Origin of the sequence: Amycolatopsis eburnea, assembly GCF_003937945.1 — a bacterium.
Taxonomy (GTDB): Bacteria; Actinomycetota; Actinomycetes; order Mycobacteriales; family Pseudonocardiaceae; genus Amycolatopsis; species Amycolatopsis eburnea.
The window spans coordinates 354,054-370,206 of sequence record NZ_RSEC01000058.1 but is presented as its reverse complement, the minus strand read 5'-3'; the positions used below and the strand labels follow the sequence as shown (position 1 = coordinate 370,206).

At 71.9% G+C, this 16,153-nt stretch carries 14 protein-coding genes; 3 read left to right on the top strand and 11 right to left on the bottom strand.

Annotated features, from left to right (window positions below; translation table 11 throughout):
• Nucleotides 1-3 precede the first annotated feature (3 nt).
• The gene (locus EIY87_RS27135; protein WP_125312695.1) at nucleotides 4-1,578 is read left to right on the top strand and encodes an ABC transporter substrate-binding protein; all 1,575 of its coding nucleotides are present in this window, start codon (nucleotides 4-6) and stop codon (nucleotides 1,576-1,578) included.
• Here the strand turns inward: EIY87_RS27135 and EIY87_RS27130 are convergent, their stop codons facing one another.
• From EIY87_RS27130 to ahcY, 5 genes are all read right to left on the bottom strand, one after another.
• Nucleotides 1,579-1,965, bottom strand: coding sequence for a YjdF family protein (locus tag EIY87_RS27130; RefSeq protein ID WP_125312694.1), 387 nt, complete (start codon nucleotides 1,963-1,965; stop codon nucleotides 1,579-1,581). It lies immediately after the preceding gene.
• A gap of 129 nt (nucleotides 1,966-2,094) precedes the next feature.
• Nucleotides 2,095-2,436, bottom strand: coding sequence for a VOC family protein (locus tag EIY87_RS27125; protein WP_125312693.1), 342 nt, complete (start codon nucleotides 2,434-2,436; stop codon nucleotides 2,095-2,097).
• Nucleotides 2,433-2,882, bottom strand: a complete 450-nt coding sequence (locus EIY87_RS27120) for a type II toxin-antitoxin system VapC family toxin (RefSeq protein WP_125312692.1) — start codon at nucleotides 2,880-2,882, stop codon at nucleotides 2,433-2,435. Before EIY87_RS27120 ends, EIY87_RS27125 begins: the two co-directional genes overlap by 4 nt.
• A complete protein-coding gene (locus tag EIY87_RS27115) occupies nucleotides 2,876-3,163 on the bottom strand; it encodes a FitA-like ribbon-helix-helix domain-containing protein (RefSeq protein WP_086858448.1) in 288 nt (95 codons plus the stop codon). The genes EIY87_RS27120 and EIY87_RS27115 overlap by 7 nt, the downstream gene beginning before the upstream one ends.
• Nucleotides 3,164-3,273: 110 nt before the next feature.
• Nucleotides 3,274-4,746, bottom strand: a complete 1,473-nt coding sequence (ahcY, locus tag EIY87_RS27110) for an adenosylhomocysteinase (protein ID WP_125312691.1) — start codon at nucleotides 4,744-4,746, stop codon at nucleotides 3,274-3,276.
• A gap of 92 nt (nucleotides 4,747-4,838) precedes the next feature.
• Between ahcY and EIY87_RS27105 the strand changes: the two genes are divergently transcribed.
• Complete coding sequence (locus EIY87_RS27105) at nucleotides 4,839-7,097, top strand: hypothetical protein (protein WP_125313549.1); 2,259 nt, start codon at nucleotides 4,839-4,841, stop codon at nucleotides 7,095-7,097.
• Between the two features lie 59 nt (nucleotides 7,098-7,156).
• Here EIY87_RS27105 and EIY87_RS27100 read toward each other — a convergent pair whose 3' ends face one another.
• The 5 genes from EIY87_RS27100 to EIY87_RS27080 form a co-directional block, all read right to left on the bottom strand.
• Nucleotides 7,157-7,870, bottom strand: coding sequence for an LPXTG cell wall anchor domain-containing protein (locus EIY87_RS27100; RefSeq protein ID WP_125312690.1), 714 nt, complete (start codon nucleotides 7,868-7,870; stop codon nucleotides 7,157-7,159).
• A gap of 197 nt (nucleotides 7,871-8,067) precedes the next feature.
• The gene (locus EIY87_RS27095) at nucleotides 8,068-9,588 is read right to left on the bottom strand and encodes an amino acid permease (protein WP_125312689.1); all 1,521 of its coding nucleotides are present in this window, start codon (nucleotides 9,586-9,588) and stop codon (nucleotides 8,068-8,070) included.
• 99 nt (nucleotides 9,589-9,687) lie between these two features.
• A complete protein-coding gene (locus EIY87_RS27090; protein ID WP_125312688.1) occupies nucleotides 9,688-10,605 on the bottom strand; it encodes a cation diffusion facilitator family transporter in 918 nt (305 codons plus the stop codon).
• A 96-nt stretch (nucleotides 10,606-10,701) separates the two neighbouring features.
• On the bottom strand, nucleotides 10,702-11,019 hold the full coding sequence (locus EIY87_RS27085; RefSeq protein ID WP_125312687.1) for a helix-turn-helix domain-containing protein: 318 nt from the start codon (nucleotides 11,017-11,019) through the stop codon (nucleotides 10,702-10,704).
• The gene (locus EIY87_RS27080) at nucleotides 11,016-11,282 is read right to left on the bottom strand and encodes a type II toxin-antitoxin system RelE/ParE family toxin (protein WP_125312686.1); all 267 of its coding nucleotides are present in this window, start codon (nucleotides 11,280-11,282) and stop codon (nucleotides 11,016-11,018) included. Before EIY87_RS27080 ends, EIY87_RS27085 begins: the two co-directional genes overlap by 4 nt.
• An 85-nt stretch (nucleotides 11,283-11,367) precedes the next feature.
• Between EIY87_RS27080 and EIY87_RS27075 the strand changes: the two genes are divergently transcribed.
• Nucleotides 11,368-14,298: an AfsR/SARP family transcriptional regulator gene (locus EIY87_RS27075; RefSeq protein WP_125312685.1), complete on the top strand. Its 2,931-nt coding sequence runs from the start codon at nucleotides 11,368-11,370 to the stop codon at nucleotides 14,296-14,298.
• 623 nt (nucleotides 14,299-14,921) lie between these two features.
• On the opposite strand, the gene manA is transcribed toward EIY87_RS27075, so the two are convergent.
• Entirely contained in the window at nucleotides 14,922-16,151 is a 1,230-nt protein-coding gene (manA, locus tag EIY87_RS27070; RefSeq protein WP_125313548.1) for a mannose-6-phosphate isomerase, class I, read from the bottom strand.
• Between the last annotated feature and the right edge of the window lie 2 nt (nucleotides 16,152-16,153).

Genomic DNA, 16,153 nt, shown 5'->3' with positions numbered 1-16,153 from the left:
CCCTTGTCCTCGCGCCACTACGCGGGCATCTGGCCCCGACGCTCCCGGTTCCCGAAACTGTGGACCGACTGGATCCCTCTCGCGCTGGTGGTCACGCTGCTGGTCGGCGCCGGCGGCGTGGCCGTGTTCCGGCAGGGCCTCGGCCGGCTCCTCACCTGCAACGACGGCTGGCCGGGCGACTCCGCCTGGTCCGCCGGCGGCGAGTGCGTCGGGCTGTCCGACGGCGAGTACGACTTCGGCCTCGACCGGTTCACCGCCGTGCTGAAGGTGATCGACGAGCAGAACACGACGGCCGCCGACCGCTGCGACCCGCAGGGCACGGCCGTGACCGTCGGCGTGCTGACCACCATGACCGACCGCTACACCGGCGGCCGCGCGGTGCACGAACTGGAGGGCATGGCAGCCGGGCAGCGGCGCGCCAACGGCACCGGCTGCGTGCACCCGATCCGCCTGGTCGTCGCGAACATCGGCGCCTACGGCCCGGACAACGAGGGGCTCGACGTCGCACGGGAGCTGGCCGACCGGGGCGTCGTCGCGGTCGTCGGCCTCGGCCTGAGCCAGCAGCGCGCCGCCGAGACCGCGGACCTGCTGGCCGCGGCGAAGATCCCGATGGTGTCCGACCTGATCACCGCGGAGGGCTTCGACCAGACCGGCTCCCGCGGTGACCAGCCGCAGTTCGATTCCTGCGACCCGGAGGCCACCTACCAGCGCGGGATCGGCCGGGACTACTTCTACCGCGTGGCCTACCGCAACCGCGTGCAGATCGACCGGCTCGCCGCCGTGGTCCCCGCGCGACCGGACTTCATCATGGTGCCCACCGGCGGGTCCGACCCCTACACCTGCACCGCGCTGCCGATGATGCAACGGCAGTTCGGCGGGAACGTCACCGAGGTGAAGTTCGACGCCGACGAGTCCAGCACGGTGCTGCAGACGGCGCGGCGGATCTGCGGCGCCGCCAAGGACGTGACCCTGTTGTACATCGCCCGCGGCAGCGACCTGGCGCGGCTCCTGTTCAGCCTCGACGAGGCGTTCGGCAGCGGGCAGTGCGCGGCGACGTCGGTGACGGTGGTGAGCACGTCGGACGGCCAGCGGGTGCGCGCGGTCGAGGACAACCCGATGCTCGAAGACCTCCGGCTGCGCGGCCTGCGGTCGGCGAGCTTCACCAGCGGCCGGATCCGGCTGCTGACGACCCTCGTCGCGGGCGCCGACCAGCGGCTCGGGAACAACCCGGGGTTCGCGGACCTGGAAGAGGCGTTCACCGGCGCCGGGTTCGACCTCGCGCACACCGACGACGGCTGGGCGGTCAACGCGTACGACGCGATGTCGGTGGTGTCCGAGGCGTTGCGCACCCTGCCCGCGGCCAAGGCCGTGCAGCGCAGCCAGGTCAACACGGCGATCAGCGGGTTCTCCACGACGGGCCAGGCGGTCCGCGGCGCGGGCGGGATGATCACGTTCGACAACAGCGGCAACCGCGCAGACGCCGGCCCGCCGGTGGTCCGCGTCTGCCCGCTTCCGCCTGGTGCGGGCACCCGAACCAGGAGCGTCATCGTGACCCCGGGCGCCCCGGCGGAGTGCTGATCACCGGCCGCGGTGCTTGGCGCGTGACTTGGCTTTGGCGAGGGCACGGCGGCGGGCGGCTTCGGCGGCGGCACGGCGTTTGCGGGCCGCTTTGTTTTCGGTCGCCCGCTCGGTGACGGCGTGCTTCAACGCGCGCTGGGCGGCGGTGCCGATGCCTTCGTCGTCGTAGCTCCGCTTCGCCCGCTTGTGCACTGGAACCGGCGGCGCTTCACGGGCTTCGTCGGCGAGCCGCACGAAGTCGCGCCCGGCCGCGAAGGCCGCCAGCTCGGCGTTGTTCGGCTCGGCGCCGAAGACGTGCCGCGCGGCCCGGACCAGGCCGTCCTCGTGGATTTCGTAGACACCGACCCAGAACCGGCCGTCGTGGTACAGCGTGAACACCCCGCTCATCGGGAAACCTCCAGGCGTGACGGATCAGCCTGGCGCCACCGGTTTCCCTTGCGGGACAACGAGCCTGTATCGGCCGCCCGGACTACCTACCGGGCCGTGAGGTTCGTGAAGCCAAGAACGTGTTCGAGGTTACGCGGGTCCGCCGCCGATGCCGAGTTCGTTTCCTTCGGGGTCGTGGAAGAGGAACTTGCGGACGCCGTTGTCGTAGGTTTCGAGGTCGGTGGGTTCGATGCCGCGGGCGGAGATCGCGGCGACGCGCTCGTCGAGGTCGTCGACGAAGAGGGTGTGGAAGGCGTGGCCGGCCCGATCGGGCCGCAGTTCGACGACGACCGAGCCGTGCGGGGTGATTTCCCAGAGGGCTTCGGTGTCACTGACGACGTAGGTCGGCGGGGAGCCGAAGAGGCGCTCGTACCAGGCGAGCGCGGCGGGGTAGTCGCGGACGGCGATGCCGGCGAAGAGGTTGACGCTCACAGCACCTCGAACCCGTTGGCCTTGGCGGCGTCGGCCTGGCGCTCGTCGCGGGTGACGAAGGTGACCGGCTCGCCGCCGGTCAGCTCGGCGGTGTCGTGCATGGCGACGGCGATGTGGATCGCGTCGAGCGTGCGCACGGGGTAGTTCTCGGTGACCAGCCGCCGCGCGGCGGGAATGATCCGGTTCGGGTTGAACGGGATGAGCACCAGATCCCCGTCCGGAGAGGCGAGGTGATCGAAGTGCGCCAGCGCCACCGCGGGATCGGGAATCCGGCCGGTCCGCTTGGCGGCCGTCATGGCACCGGCGAACTCGATGCGGGTGAAATCGCTGCTCACGACCGGGGAATCGCCTTCGAGCAGCAGCTTGCGGAACTTGTCGTGCTCCGGCTCGTCCGACAGGTAAGCCGTGACCAGCGCGCTGGTGTCGACGTACAGCACGGTCACCACTCCCCTCGGGTCCAGTCGAGCGCTTCACTCACAGCCGTGCCCCAGCCTCGGGACAGGTCTTCGATCTCGTCCAGGGTCGGCACGTGAGCCGGCGGCTCCACGTGCACGACCTTGCCTTCGGCGATCAGTCGCCGTTTCCATTCCGCGCGGGTTTCGGTCTTCGCCACAACGCCCCTCAACGCTTCCGTGACCAGGTCGTTCATGCTGCGCCCTTCGGCTTCGGCTCGTGCCTTCAGCCGGGCGTGCAGCTCGTCGTCGATCCTCGTGATCAACTGCTTCACACCCCCATGATAACACGTCACCCAATCGTGCTATCACTGTTCAGAGCGCAAAACAAAGGGCCGCCCCGAACACTTTCGGGGCGGCCCTCACCAGCGAAAACGCGGAAACCTCAGTACCGGTAGTGCTCCGGCTTGAACGGCCCCTCGACGTCCACGTCGATGTACTCCGCCTGCTCCTTGGTCAGCTTCGTCAGCTCACCGCCCAGCGCGTCGAGGTGGATCTTCGCGACCTTCTCGTCGAGCTTCTTCGGCAGCCGGAACACCTCCTTGTCGTACTCCTCGTGCTTGGTGAACAGCTCGACCTGCGCGATCACCTGGTTGGAGAAGCTGTTCGACATCACGAACGACGGGTGCCCGGTCGCGTTGCCCAGGTTGAGCAGCCGGCCCTCGGACAGCACGATGATCGTGTTGCCGTTCGGGAACACCCACTCGTCGACCTGCGGCTTGATGTTGATCTTGCGGATGCCCGGGTAGCGCGCCAGGCCCGCCATGTCGAGCTCGTTGTCGAAGTGGCCGATGTTGCCCAGGATCGCCTGGTGCTTCATCTTCGCCATGTGCTCGACCAGCACGACGTCCTTGTTGCCGGTCGTCGTGATGACGATGTCGGCTTCGGGGAGCGCGTTCTCCAGCGTGCGGACCTGGTAGCCGTCCATCGCCGCCTGCAGGGCGCAGATCGGGTCGATCTCCGTCACGATCACGCGGGCGCCCTGGCCGCGCAGGGACTCGGCCGCGCCCTTGCCGACGTCGCCGTAACCGCAGACGACCGCGACCTTGCCGCCGATCAGGACGTCGGTGCCGCGGTTGATGCCGTCGATCAGGGAGTGGCGGATGCCGTAGCGGTTGTCGAACTTCGACTTCGTCACCGCGTCGTTGACGTTGATCGCCGGGAACAGCAGCTCGCCCGCCGCCGCGAGCTGGTACAGCCGCAGGACGCCGGTCGTGGTCTCCTCGGTGACGCCGCGGACGCCTTCACCGATCTTCGTCCACTTGTCCTTGTCCGCCGCCACCGAGGCGCGCAGCAGCTCGAGGAACACGCGGAACTCGTCCGAGGTGTTCTCGTCCGGGGTCGGCACGACGCCGGACTTCTCGTACTCGGTGCCCTTGTGCACCAGCATGGTGGCGTCACCGCCGTCGTCGAGGATCATGTTGGGACCCTCGCCGTCCCAGGTGAGCATCCGCTCGGTGCACCACCAGTACTCCTCGAGCGACTCGCCCTTCCACGCGAACACCGGGACGCCCTTGGGCTCCTCGGGCGTGCCGTGCGGGCCGACGACGACCGCGGCGGCCGCGTGGTCCTGGGTCGAGAAGATGTTGCAGGAGGCCCAGCGCACCTCGGCACCCAGCGCGACCAGCGTCTCGATCAGCACCGCGGTCTGCACGGTCATGTGCAGCGAGCCCGACACGCGCGCCCCGCGCAGCGGGTAGACCTCGGCGTATTCGCGCCGGAGCGCCATCAGCCCCGGCATCTCGTGCTCGGCGAGGCGGATCTCCTTGCGGCCGAACTCGGCGGCATCGAGGTCGGCGACGGCGAATTCGATGCCGTTGCGGGTCTCGTGCCGCTTCGCAACGCTTTCGGGGGGCATAGTGGCGATTCCTCCAAGACTCGATGACACCGGAACACTACCGTTGTCCGCTCGACCTTCCCTAGAGCGGTTAGGAGACCCTTACCGTGCCGATGCCCGGCCCGGACACCCGAGTCGTCGAAATCCGCGTCGCCGGCCTCGTGGGCACCAGCGGGGAAACCCTGCTCGACGCGGTTTCGACCGTCGACGTCGCCGGCGACGGGCTGGGCCGGGTGATCCGCCCGGCCGACCGGCTGCGCCGGCCCGCCCCCGGGCCCGTGCTGCCGGCACTGGGCCGGACGATCCCGCGGACCCTCGAAGGCTACCTGTGGCACGGCATGACGTCCGGCGGCGCCGCCAAGGCCACCTGGGCGCTGCTGTTCCCGTTTTCGCTGGCCAACGTCGCCTTCTGGATGCTGCCCCCGATCCCGCCGGACCGCCGCCTCCCGCGCTTCCTCGGCGCCGTGTGCCGCGGCCTGCTGCGCGTCGGCGCCCTGCTGCTGACCATGCTGCTGATGGGCCAGCTCGCGGCGATCGCGCTCGACCTGTTCGCCACGCAGTGCCTCGCGCCCGGCTCGGGCTGCCTGCCCGTGGTCCCCGACGTGCTCCGCACGGTGCCCGCGCGGATCGCGCTCGGCGTCGTCCCGCTGCTCGTGGTGATCTTCGTGCTGCACCGGATCTCCTCGGCGACGTGGGCGGTGCACGCCGACGGCGACCTCACCGGCGGGCCGCTGCGGATGCGCGCCGACCCGGAGACGCCGGCGCTGCGCTGCCTGCACACCGTCGCGGCGCTGGCGTCGGTCGCGTTGCTGCTGCTCGGCGGGCCGTTCCGCGTGCCGGGTGACACGTTCGGCCTGGTCGTCTGGATCATCACGCTCGCCGTGGTGCTCGCGGTCGTAGTCGCGGCCGCGATCGGCGTCGACACCGGCCGGTTCGCCCGGCCCGGCGTGCTCGCCTTCGCGAGCGTGCTCGTCGTCGTGGCCGCGGTGCGGCTGCGGCCCGGCACCGGCCCGCTGCCGGGCACGAACGGCGTCGTCGAAGGCCTCGGCGCGGCCCTGGTCGCCGTCACGGTCCTGTTCGCGCTGTTCCTGCTCCCGGCCGCGCTGCTGGCCCGGCCCGGCTGGGCGCACAAGCCGCGCCGGCTGCGGCCGTGGCTGGGCGGCTGGGCAGCCGCGCCCGTGCTCGCGCTGGCCGGGCTGCTCGGCGGCGGGTTCGGCGCCGGTCTCGCCGAGGCGCTCCGGCGGCTGTCCGGCGCGGAACTGCTGCAGGTGCCCGACACGTACTTGCTGGTCACGGTGCTCTGGGGCGCTGGCCTCGCGCTGGCCGCGGTGCTCGGCGTGCTGGGCTTCGCGGTGGCTGTCCCGCTGCGCCGGCTGCGGCGGGGCATCCCGGAGATCGTCGAGCTGATGGAGCACGACGAGCGCCAGGAGGCCCAAGCCGCGGCGGCGTGGGCGCGCTCGGCGTGGGAACGGCGGCACCTGCACCACCTCGCGCTCGCCGTGGCGTCGGCGATGTCCGCGGGCGGTGCGGCGCTGCTCGTGCTGCGGTTCGGGTTCGGGCTGGTCCCCGGCTGGTTCAAGCCGCTGTCCGCGATCGGCGTGGTCGCGCTCGGCGCGCTGGCCGCGGGCCTGCTGCGCGTGGTCTACACGGCCGCGCGGACCCCGCAGCGCAGCCGCCACCTCGGCGCGCTGGCCGACCTCGTCTGCTTCTGGCCGCGGGCCGCGCACCCCACGGTCCCGCCGTGCTACGCGCTGAAGGTGGTTCCGGAGCTGGCGGCGCGGGCCCGCGAGCACCTCGCCGAACCGGGGACGCGGGTGGTGCTGTCCGGCTACAACCTCGGCAGCCTGCTCACGATCATGGCGGCCGCCCGGCTCGCGGCCGAGCTGCCGGCGGCGGACCTCGAACGCGTCGGCGTGCTCACCGCCGGCTCCCCGCTGCAGTGGGGTTACCAGCGGGCGTTCCCCGCGCTGCTGCCGCAGGAGGCGCTGGAAGAGCTCTTCGCCGACCTCGACGGCCGGTGGCGCGCGCTCTGCCGCGGCACCGACATCTTCGGCGGCGGCGTGACGACGTGGCGGCACGAGGTCTCCGACCGGCAGCTCTTCGGCGTCGGTTTCCAGCCGGAAGGCGGTTCGGGGCCGTTGAAGGCGAAGGCGGACGAGAACGGCGTCCTCATCCTCGGCGGCGACCACTGGCTGCCGGACCCGCTGCGCGGCCCGACCGGACGGCACCGTTGGGCGCCGGGGGTGCTCCGGCACCAGGACTACGTGGTCGACGCGGAGTGGGACCACGCCGTCGCGATGGCCGCCGGCCTCGGCAAACCTTCCAACGGCGAACAGGGCCTGCTCTTCGGCGACTTCCCCGGAAAGCCGTGAAGGCCTCCTTACCGGCTTTTATGACCGGTAAGGAGGCCTTCACGGAACTTCGCTGAGGCTTACTCGGAAGCCTTGCGGCGGAACTTCAGGAGCGCGAGCAGACCGCCACCGGCGACCAGCAGCAGGGCCGCGACCCAGATCAGCCAGCTGTTGTCGAAGCCGGTGTTGGCCAGGCCGCCACCAGTGCCCGACTCGTTGCCCGCCGGGACGGCGGCCGGAGCGGTGGTGCTGGTCGGCGAGACCGAGGTCTCCGAGGTCGCCGGAGCGCTCGGCTTCGTGGTCCCGGTGGCCGGGGTGGACGGCTTCGTCGGCGCCGTCGTCTCGCTCGGCGGGGTGTCCTTCTTGCTGCCGCAGACGAACCAGTGGCTGATGGTCGGGACCTGGCGGCCGCCGTTCAGCGGCGACTTGAGGTCCTGCCACGGCGGGGTCTCGGACAGGCCCTTCTTGCCCGGCACGTACAGGTTGTACCCGTCGCCGCCCTTGACCACGATCGCGGTGATCGTGACGCCCTCGGCGACGCTGGTGATCGTCAGGGTCTTGTCCTTGTCCGGCACCCCGCCGGTGAACTCGATCAGGTCCGTCTTGTCCCCGGACTTCACCAGCGTGTCGCCGGGAACCTTCGCGTCCGCGCAGTTGCGGATCTTCGGGTTCGGCACCGCGGTGGCGTGGTCGTCCGACGGGTAGCAGGCCAGCGCGGAGCCGGCGGTGCCGATGAGGGCCGCGGTGGTCAGCGCCATGACTGCAACGGCGCCGCGGAAGGTACGTCTGCGCATAGGGGAACTCCTGTACCGGCGGGGGAGACAGCACTTCGAAATCCGTGGTCGCGGCACCACCGAGCGTGTAACCACACTGCTGTAATTCACCCGTCAGTGGCACGCGGAGGAACGAAAGGTATCGCACGTCACTCCCCCGCTTACCCGGGGTCCCCTTTTTAACCCGTTCGTGACCTACCGCCGGCGACCTGGGGAAATCAGGCCGGCTTCACGGGATCGCCGGTTCCGTCGGCCTGCCGTTTGCCGAGCAGGGAATGACGGCGGCTGTAGGCGAAGTAGATGACCACGCCCAGCACCATCCAGGCGATGAACCGCAGCCAGGTCAGCACGGTCAGGTTCAGCATCAGCCACAGGCAGGCCAGGATCGCCAGGATCGGGATGACCGGCATCAGCGGCACCTTGAACGCGCGCGGCAGGTCCGGGCGCGTCCGGCGCAGGACCAGCACCCCCGCCGAGACGAGCACGAAGGCGAACAGCGTGCCGACGTTGACCATTTCTTCGAGCTTGTCCGCCGGGAAGAAACCGGCGGCGAGCGCGACCAGGCCGCCGACGATCAGCGTCGCGCCCTTCGGCGTCCCGTGCTCGCCCGTCTTCGCCAGCCCGCGCGGCATCAGGCCGTCCCGCGACATCGCGAAGATGATCCGGACCTGCCCCAGCATCAGCACCATGACGACGGTGGTCAGGCCGGCCAGCGCGCCGAAGGAGATGATGTTGGCCGCCCAGTCGACGCCGTTGTCGGAGAACGCCGTGGCGAGCGTCTTGTGGCTGCCGTCGCCGGCCGAGGTCGCGAGCTGCTTGTAGTTCGTCATGCCGACGACCACCAGCGACACCGCGACGTAGAGCACCGTGACGATGGCCAGCGAGCCCATGATCCCGCGCGGCACGGCCTTCTGCGGGTTCTTCGTCTCCTCGGCGGTGGTCGCGACGATGTCGAAGCCGATGAACGCGAAGAACACCAGCGACGCGCCCGCGAGCAGGCCGAACACGCCGAACGAGCTGCTCGCGCCGCCCGCGATCAGCGAGAAGAGCGACTGGTCGACGCCGGTCTGGCCGGCCCCGCCGCTCTCGCCCGGCGGGAGGTACGGCGTGTAGTTGGCGCCCTTGATGTAGAAGAGGCCGAGGATGATCACGAACAGCACGACGGCGACCTTGATGCCGGTGATCACCATCGACACCCGCGACGACAGCTTCGTGCCGAGCACCAGCAGCGTCGTCAGGACCGCGACGACGAGCAGCGCGCCCCAGTCGACGGTCACGCCGCCGACGTCGAACGTCGTCGCGGCGCCCTTGCCGAAGAGGGAGCCGAGCACCGTCGCGAGGTAGACCGACCAGCCCTTGGCCACCGCGGCGGCGCCGACGGCGAGCTCGAGGATCAGGTCCCAGCCGATGATCCACGCCATGAACTCGCCGAAGGTGGCGTAGGAGAACGTGTACGCGCTGCCCGCGACCGGCACGGTCGAAGCGAATTCCGCGTAGCAGAGGGCCGCCAGCGCGCAGGCGATCGCGGCGAACACGAAGGCCAGCGAGACCGACGGGCCGGCGTAGTCACCGGCGGTGCGCGCGGTCAGCGTGAAGATGCCGGCGCCGATGACGACCGCGACGCCGAACACCGTGAGGTCCCACGCACTGAGGTTCCGCCGGAGCTTGGTGTCCGGCTCGTCGGTGTCCGCAATGGACTGTTCGATCGATTTAGTGCGCCACAATCCCGTTCCGGGCACCGTTGACCTCCTGCGGCTGAACTGCGTGTATCGCGGTACGTCACCCTAACGGGTCACGTCCGTGACGGCTCGCCGAGCGCCCGGAAGTGGATCTTGGAGCTAGTTCGCCAGGCTGCGGTCGAGGTCCGGCTCGAGGTAGATGAGCTTCGCGACCGGCACCTTGGCGCGGACGCGGGCCTCGGCGTCGTCGATGGCCGCGGCCAGCGCGGCCGTGTCGAGCCCGGGCACCATCGCCAGCTTGGCCGCGACGAGCAGCTCGTCCGGGCCGAGGTACTGGGTGCGGATGTGGATGACGCGCTCGACCTTCCCGGCGGCGAGCTCGTCGACGATGGTCGCGAGCACCGGCGCGGTGGCGCCTTCCCCGATGAGCAGGCTCTTCATCTCGACGATCAGGATGATCGCGATGACCCCGAGCAGCGCGCCGATGGCGAGGGTGCCGATGCCGTCCCAGACCGGGTCGCCGGTGCCGACCGCGAGCCCGACGCCGGCGAGCGCGAAGACGAGCCCGAGCAGCGCGCCGGCGTCCTCCAGCAGCACGACCGGCAGCTCGGGTTCCTTGGCCTGGCGGATGAAGCCCCACCAGCTCGCGTCACCCTTGATCTTCCTCGACTCGCCGATGGCGGTGTAGAAGCTGTAGCCCTCGAGGCAGATCGCGACGACCAGGATGATCACCGCGACGATCGGCGATTCGAGCGGCTCGGGGTGGCTGATCTTGTGGATGCCTTCGTAGATCGCGAAGGCGGCGCCCAGGCTGAAGAGCATCAGGGCGACGATGAAGGAGTAGAAGTACCGGTCGCGGCCGTAGCCGAACGGGTGCTCCTGGTCGGCTTCCCGCTTGGACGTCTTCTGCCCGAGCAGCAGCAGGCCCTGGTTGGTGGTGTCGGCCAGCGAGTGCACCGACTCGGCCAGCATCGACGACGACCCGGTGACGAGGAAGCCGGCGAACTTCGCGACCGCGATCCCGGCGTTCGCCCCGAGGGCCGCGATGATCGCCTTGGTTCCGCCTCCAGCTGACACGACCGCTCCCCTGGTAGGTCCTGAATGTCCGGGTGGAGCGTAATGGGCGCGGTCCGGCCGGGTCCCCACCGCCCGTACCTTCGCCCGCGGTTCCGTTCAGACGATGGTGGCGACGTCGCCGTCGTCGAAGGAGATCGCCTGGTGCAGCCGCCCTCCCAAAGCAGCGGCGTAGCGGGCGAGCACCTCGAAGCCGGCGATCTGACCCTGCTCGATCTGGGACACCCGTCCCTTGGTGACCCCCATCCGTTCGGCCAGCTGCTGCTGAGTCAGTCCACGGCCGCGGCGGATCTCGGCGAGGCGGTGGCCCTGGACGGTGGCGAGCAGCTCCTGTTTTCCCGCCTCGACCGCTTCCTCGCCGCCGGCCCGCTCGACGTGCGCCGCGCGAACGTCCTTCCAGCGCTTGTACTCCGTCACGGTCGGCTCTCCTCTGCCTGACGTTCCTTCAAATAGCGGTCGTACCGGTCCTCGGCCAGCGGGATCGCTTCCCGGTACCAGGCGTTCCACTGCCCGGCTTTGTCCCCGGCGACAAGCAGCACACTCGACCGCCAGGGGTCGAAGACGAACAGGATTCGCACGCTACCCGGCCGCAGCTCCTTCAGGTTCTGGATCTTCGACCCGACGATGGTGTCGACCAGCGGTCGATCCAGACCGGGACCACCTTCCGCCAGCGCACCCAAGAGCCTGGATCCGACCGCCGGCGGCGGCCCGTTTCTGTCGGACCCCTTCGCTACGGTGGCCGTTCCGGTACTCGGGAGGGCGGACATGGCTCACTTCGGCGTGCTCGGGCCGCTCGCCATCGAAGGGCCGCCCGGGCACTGGGTCGCGCTGCGCGGCGAGCGGCAGCGCACGCTGCTGGCCGTGCTGCTGGTCAACGCCAACCAGCACGTCCACGTCGACGTGCTGGTCGAAGCGCTGTGGCCGGGCGGGCCGCCGAAGTCCCACGCGTCCAACCTGCACACCTACCTCTCGCGGCTGCGGGAGCGGATCAACGGCCTGCGCGTCGAGCACGGGCCGCTCGGCTACCGGCTGCACGTCGAGCCCGGCGAGCTCGACCTGCTGGTCTTCCGGGCGGCCGTCGCCGAGGGGAAGCGGGCCGGGGACGCCGTCGCGGCCGCGGGGCACTACCGGCGGGCGCTCGCGCAGTGGCGGGGGCCGGTGCTGGCCGGGCTGCACGTCCCGCGGCTCGACGCCGACGTCGCGCGGCTGGAGTCCGAGCGGCTGGCCGTGTTCGAGGACTGCGTCGACGCCGAGCTCACCGCCGGGCGGCACGGGGAGCTGACCGGCGAGCTGCAGGCCATGATCACCGAGCACCCGCTGCGCGAACGGCTCGCCGCGCAGCTGATGATCGCGCTGCACCGGGCGGGGCGGCAGGGCGACGCGCTCGAGGTCTACCGGCGGCTGCGGGCGACGTTGATCGAAGAGCTCGGCGTCGAACCCGGCGCGGAGGCCCGCCGGGTGCACGCGGCCGTCCTGCGCGGGGAAGACCCCGTGCCGGGTTCGACGCCGCCGGTCTGGCCGGTGTGCCAGCTGCCGCCGGACATCGGGGACTTCACCGGCCGCGACGCCGAACTCGCGGAGCTGACCGGCGTGCTGGGCGACGAGCGGGGCGTCCCCGTCGCCGTGCTCAGCGGCGAGCCGGGCGCGGGAAAGAGCACCCTGGCCGTGCGGGCCGCGCACCGGCTGCGCGCGCGGTTCCCGGACGGGCAGCTGTACGTCCCGCTCGCCGGCCGCGACATCGGCGAGGTGCTGGCCGACCTCCTGCGCGCGCTGGGCGTACCTGGCCCGGCGGTGCCCGACGACGTCCGGGCACGCGCGGCGGTGTTCCGCGGCCGGCTCACCGACCGGCGGGTCCTGGTGGTGCTCGACGACGCCGCCGACCCCGGCGACGTCCGCGCGCTGCTGCCGGGGACGCCGGGCTGCGCGGTGCTCGTGACGAGCCGGCGCCGGTTGAGCGGGCTCGCCGGCGCGTACCGGCTCCCGCTCGGGCCGATGTCCGGCGCCGACGCCGCCGAGCTGCTGAACCGGCTCGCCGGCGCGCGGGTCGACCGGGAGCGGGCCGACGCGGAGCGGATCATCGCGGCGTGCGCGCGGCTGCCGCTGGCCCTGCGGATCGCCGGCAGCCGGCTGGCCATCCGCCCGCACCTGCGGCTCGGCGAGCTGGCCGGGCGCCTCGAAGACGAGGTCCGCCGGCTCGACGAGCTGACGGTCAGCGACCTGGCCGTCCGCAGCAGCATCGCGCTGAGCTACGAAGGCCTGCGGCCGCCCGCACAGCGCGCGTTCCGCCTGCTCGGCCGCTGCCGCCTCGCCGACCTGCCGGCCTGGGCGGTGACGACGCTGATCGGCACCCCGGACGCCGACGAAGCCGTCGAAGAGCTCGTCGAGGCGAGCCTGCTGGAGGCGCGCGGCGTGGACGAGGCAGGCGAGGGCCGCTACCGGATGCACGACCTCGTCCGGTTGTACGCCGCCGAACTCGCCGAAGACACCGGCGGCCTCCGGACGGTGCTGTCCGCGACGCTCGCTCTCGCCGACGCGGCCGCGGCCCGCTTGCCGCGCACGGTACCGATCCCGCCGCCGGCCGCCGCGCCGCTGCCCCAGCCGTTGCCCGACGAGCTGGTGGCGCGGCTGCTGGCCCGCCCGGACGACTGGTTCGCCGCCGAGCGCGCCAACCTCGTCCTGCTGATCGGGTGGCTGCCCGCACCGGAAGCGTTGCGGCTGCTGGACAAGCTGAGCGTGTACTTGTACCTGCACGGCCAATACGCGGAGATGCGCGCGGCGTACGAAACGGTGCTGGCCAAGGCGGACGACCCGGCGGTCACGCTGCTCGCCGAGGCGAACCTCGCGCTGCTGCGGCACGAACGCGGTCAGTACGAGGAAGCCGCGGCCGCGTACCGCCAGTGCGCGAAGGAGCTGGAAGCGCGTGGCGACCACCGCACCCACGCCTGGGTGACGGCCGGGTTGGCACACTGCCTGATCGGGCTGGGCCAAGCCGAAGAAGCGTTGGAGACAGCGGCCCACGCGCGCGAACTGTTCAAAGTGGACGGTCAACCGGAGCCGATCCGCGTCCGCGCGGCGGAGTCGGCGGCCCTGCTGCGGCTCGGCCGGGTGGCGGAAGCCCGCGACGTCGACCGCGTCGCCCTGACCGCGGCCCGCGAAACCGGCGACACCCGCCAGATCGCCATCGCCCTGCACGGCTTCGCGTGGTCCTCCCTCCTGACCGGCGACGACCGCGAGGCGGCAGCGGCGATCGCGGAGTCGGTGGACCACCTCCGCCCGGCACCGGCCCGCTCGGAGCTGGCGAAATCCCTGCGTACGTCGGGCGCGATCGCCGCGGCGACGGGCGATCGCGAGAGCGCGATGGCGGCGTTCGGGGAAGCCCGTGAGCTGGCCCGTGAACTGGACGAGCGGCCACGGGAGCTGTCCTGCACCCGAGCACTGGCGGCGGGCTGGATCGGCGAAGGCCGTGCGGCACAGGCGATCCCGGTCCTGCGGCAGTGCTTGACGGAGTTCCGCGAGATGGGCGGCCGCTCCGCGACGGGGTTGACGTGGCTCGTGCTGGGCCGCGCGTGCGAAGCGGTGGGCGACGTGGAGGGAGCGGCATCGGCGGCCGCGGAGGCGGCGCGCTACACCGACCCCCGCGACGCCAGCGCGGCGGCGGTGAGGCGAGCGTTGCTGGCACTGACCGAGCGAATTTGAGCCGCCGCGGCCTGGCCGCCAACACCGCTCGCCAGGTTCGCCGCCGACGACCCCTGTCCGCTCGCCAACGCCGCCAAGCCGACGCTCGCTCCCAGCAGCACCGCCGGATTCCCGGGCCAACCGGTGCTCGCCCCGGGCCGCACCGTCAGGCTCCCCACTCGGCTGTGCTTGCCCCGGCGGCACCGCCGGGCTCCCCTCCGCAGGCAGCGCTCGCGCTGGTAAGCGACCGAACTCCCGCTCGGCCAACGCTCGCCCCCGGCAACACCGCCAGGCCCCGCCCAACCCGAGCCCGCTCGCCCCGGCCACACCGCCGAACTCCCCCGCCCAGCCGGTGCTCGCCCCCCGGCAGCACCGCCGCCCCGCCCCTCAAACCCGCGCCCCGAGTCCTCCCCGGCTCGGCTGCGCGTCCCCCGGGCCCGGTGATGCCGCCCCCTCGCGGCACCACCGGCAGGCCCATGGGCGCCGGGCGGGAAACCCGACCGGCGCCACCCCCAGCGGACCGGCAGCGCGCGCCACCGCACCAGGGTCCCCCCGTCGGGTTGATACTCACCCACGCCGCCACACGGAACGCACACAAAACAGCGGGGGCCCCGAAGAGCCCCCGCCGAACCACTACAGCTACCTCAGTCTTCGCAGGTCCCCGCCGTCGCGCGGAACAGCTGGGCCCGCTCCCCGCCCAGCGCGCGCACGTGCACCGGGGGGTCCGCCGCCGGGAGCCACACCGACTGGCCGCGGCGCAGCTCGACCTTCTCGCCGTCGTCCGCCGTCACCAGCAGGTCGCCCGCCGTGCACAGCAGGATCTGCGGGCCGGCGCTGTCGAGTGAGATTTCGTCGTCCTGCCCGGCAGCCCACTCGACGCGCGACAGCTCGAACTCCGGCGCGTCCGTGCGGTACACCGACACCCGCTCGCCGCTGTCGCCGCACTGGACCGGCATCTCGCCGCACGCGAAGTCGACCACGCGCAGCAGCTCCGGGACGTCCACGTGCTTCGGCGTCAGCCCGCAGCGCAGGATGTTGTCCGAGTTCGCCAGGATCTCCACGGCCGTTCCGTGCAGGTACAGGTGCAGGTTGCCGGCCGGCAGGTAGATCGCCTCGCCCGCGCGCAGCGTCAGCCGGTTCAACAACAGCGCCGCCAGCACGCCCGCGTCGCGCGGGTGCGCTTCGCCCAGCTCCAGGATCGTCCGGCACTCGACCGCGAACTCGCCGTGCTCCTGGACGTGCCGGACGCACGAGTCGAGCACCTCCGGCAGCAGCGAGTCCAGCGCGGACTGCGGCAGCGTGATCCACGTCGTGAACAGCGCGCGCAGTCCCGACGGGTCCGGCTGCGCCTCGATCAGCCCGGTGTACTTCGCCAGCCCCGGCGTCTCGATCGCCTTGAGCAGTTTCACCGTGCGGTCCGGGGCGCGGAAGCCGGCCAGCGCGTGGAACTCCGTCAGCGCGCAGACCAGCTCCGGCTTGGCCGTCGGGTCCGGGTAGTTGCGGTTCGCGGCGTCGCGCGGGATGCCCAGCTGCTCCTCGCGGGCGTGCCCCTCCGCGGCCTGCGCCGCCGACGGGTGCGCCTGCATCGACAGCGGTTCCTCCGCCGCGAGGATCTTCAACAGGAACGGGAGCCGCCCGCCCCACCGCTTCGCGCACTTCTCGCCGAGCTGCGTCACCGGGTCGGCGTCCACCAGCTCCAGCAGGCTTCGCTCGGTGCCGTCCGGGCCGATGACGTGGGACGGGTCGCCCGGGTGGGCACCCATCCACAGCTCGGCCTCGGGGTGCGGCGCGGGTACCGGGCGGCCCAGCAGCTCGGGGATCGCCGTCCGCGATCCCCAGGCGTAGGGCCGCACCGCGTTGCGCAGCAGCTCCACTG

Excerpts from the sequence above, each read along its gene's own strand:
- EIY87_RS27105 (WP_125313549.1), top strand. The coding sequence starts at position 4,839 with ATGCCCGGCCCGGACACCCGAGTCGTCGAAATCCGCGTCGCCGGCCTC.
- EIY87_RS27100 (WP_125312690.1), bottom strand. The coding sequence starts at position 7,870 with ATGCGCAGACGTACCTTCCGCGGCGCCGTTGCAGTCATGGCGCTGACC.
- EIY87_RS27075 (WP_125312685.1), top strand. The coding sequence starts at position 11,368 with ATGGCTCACTTCGGCGTGCTCGGGCCGCTCGCCATCGAAGGGCCGCCC.
- EIY87_RS27130 (WP_125312694.1), bottom strand. The coding sequence starts at position 1,965 with ATGAGCGGGGTGTTCACGCTGTACCACGACGGCCGGTTCTGGGTCGGT.
- ahcY (WP_125312691.1), bottom strand. The coding sequence starts at position 4,746 with ATGCCCCCCGAAAGCGTTGCGAAGCGGCACGAGACCCGCAACGGCATC.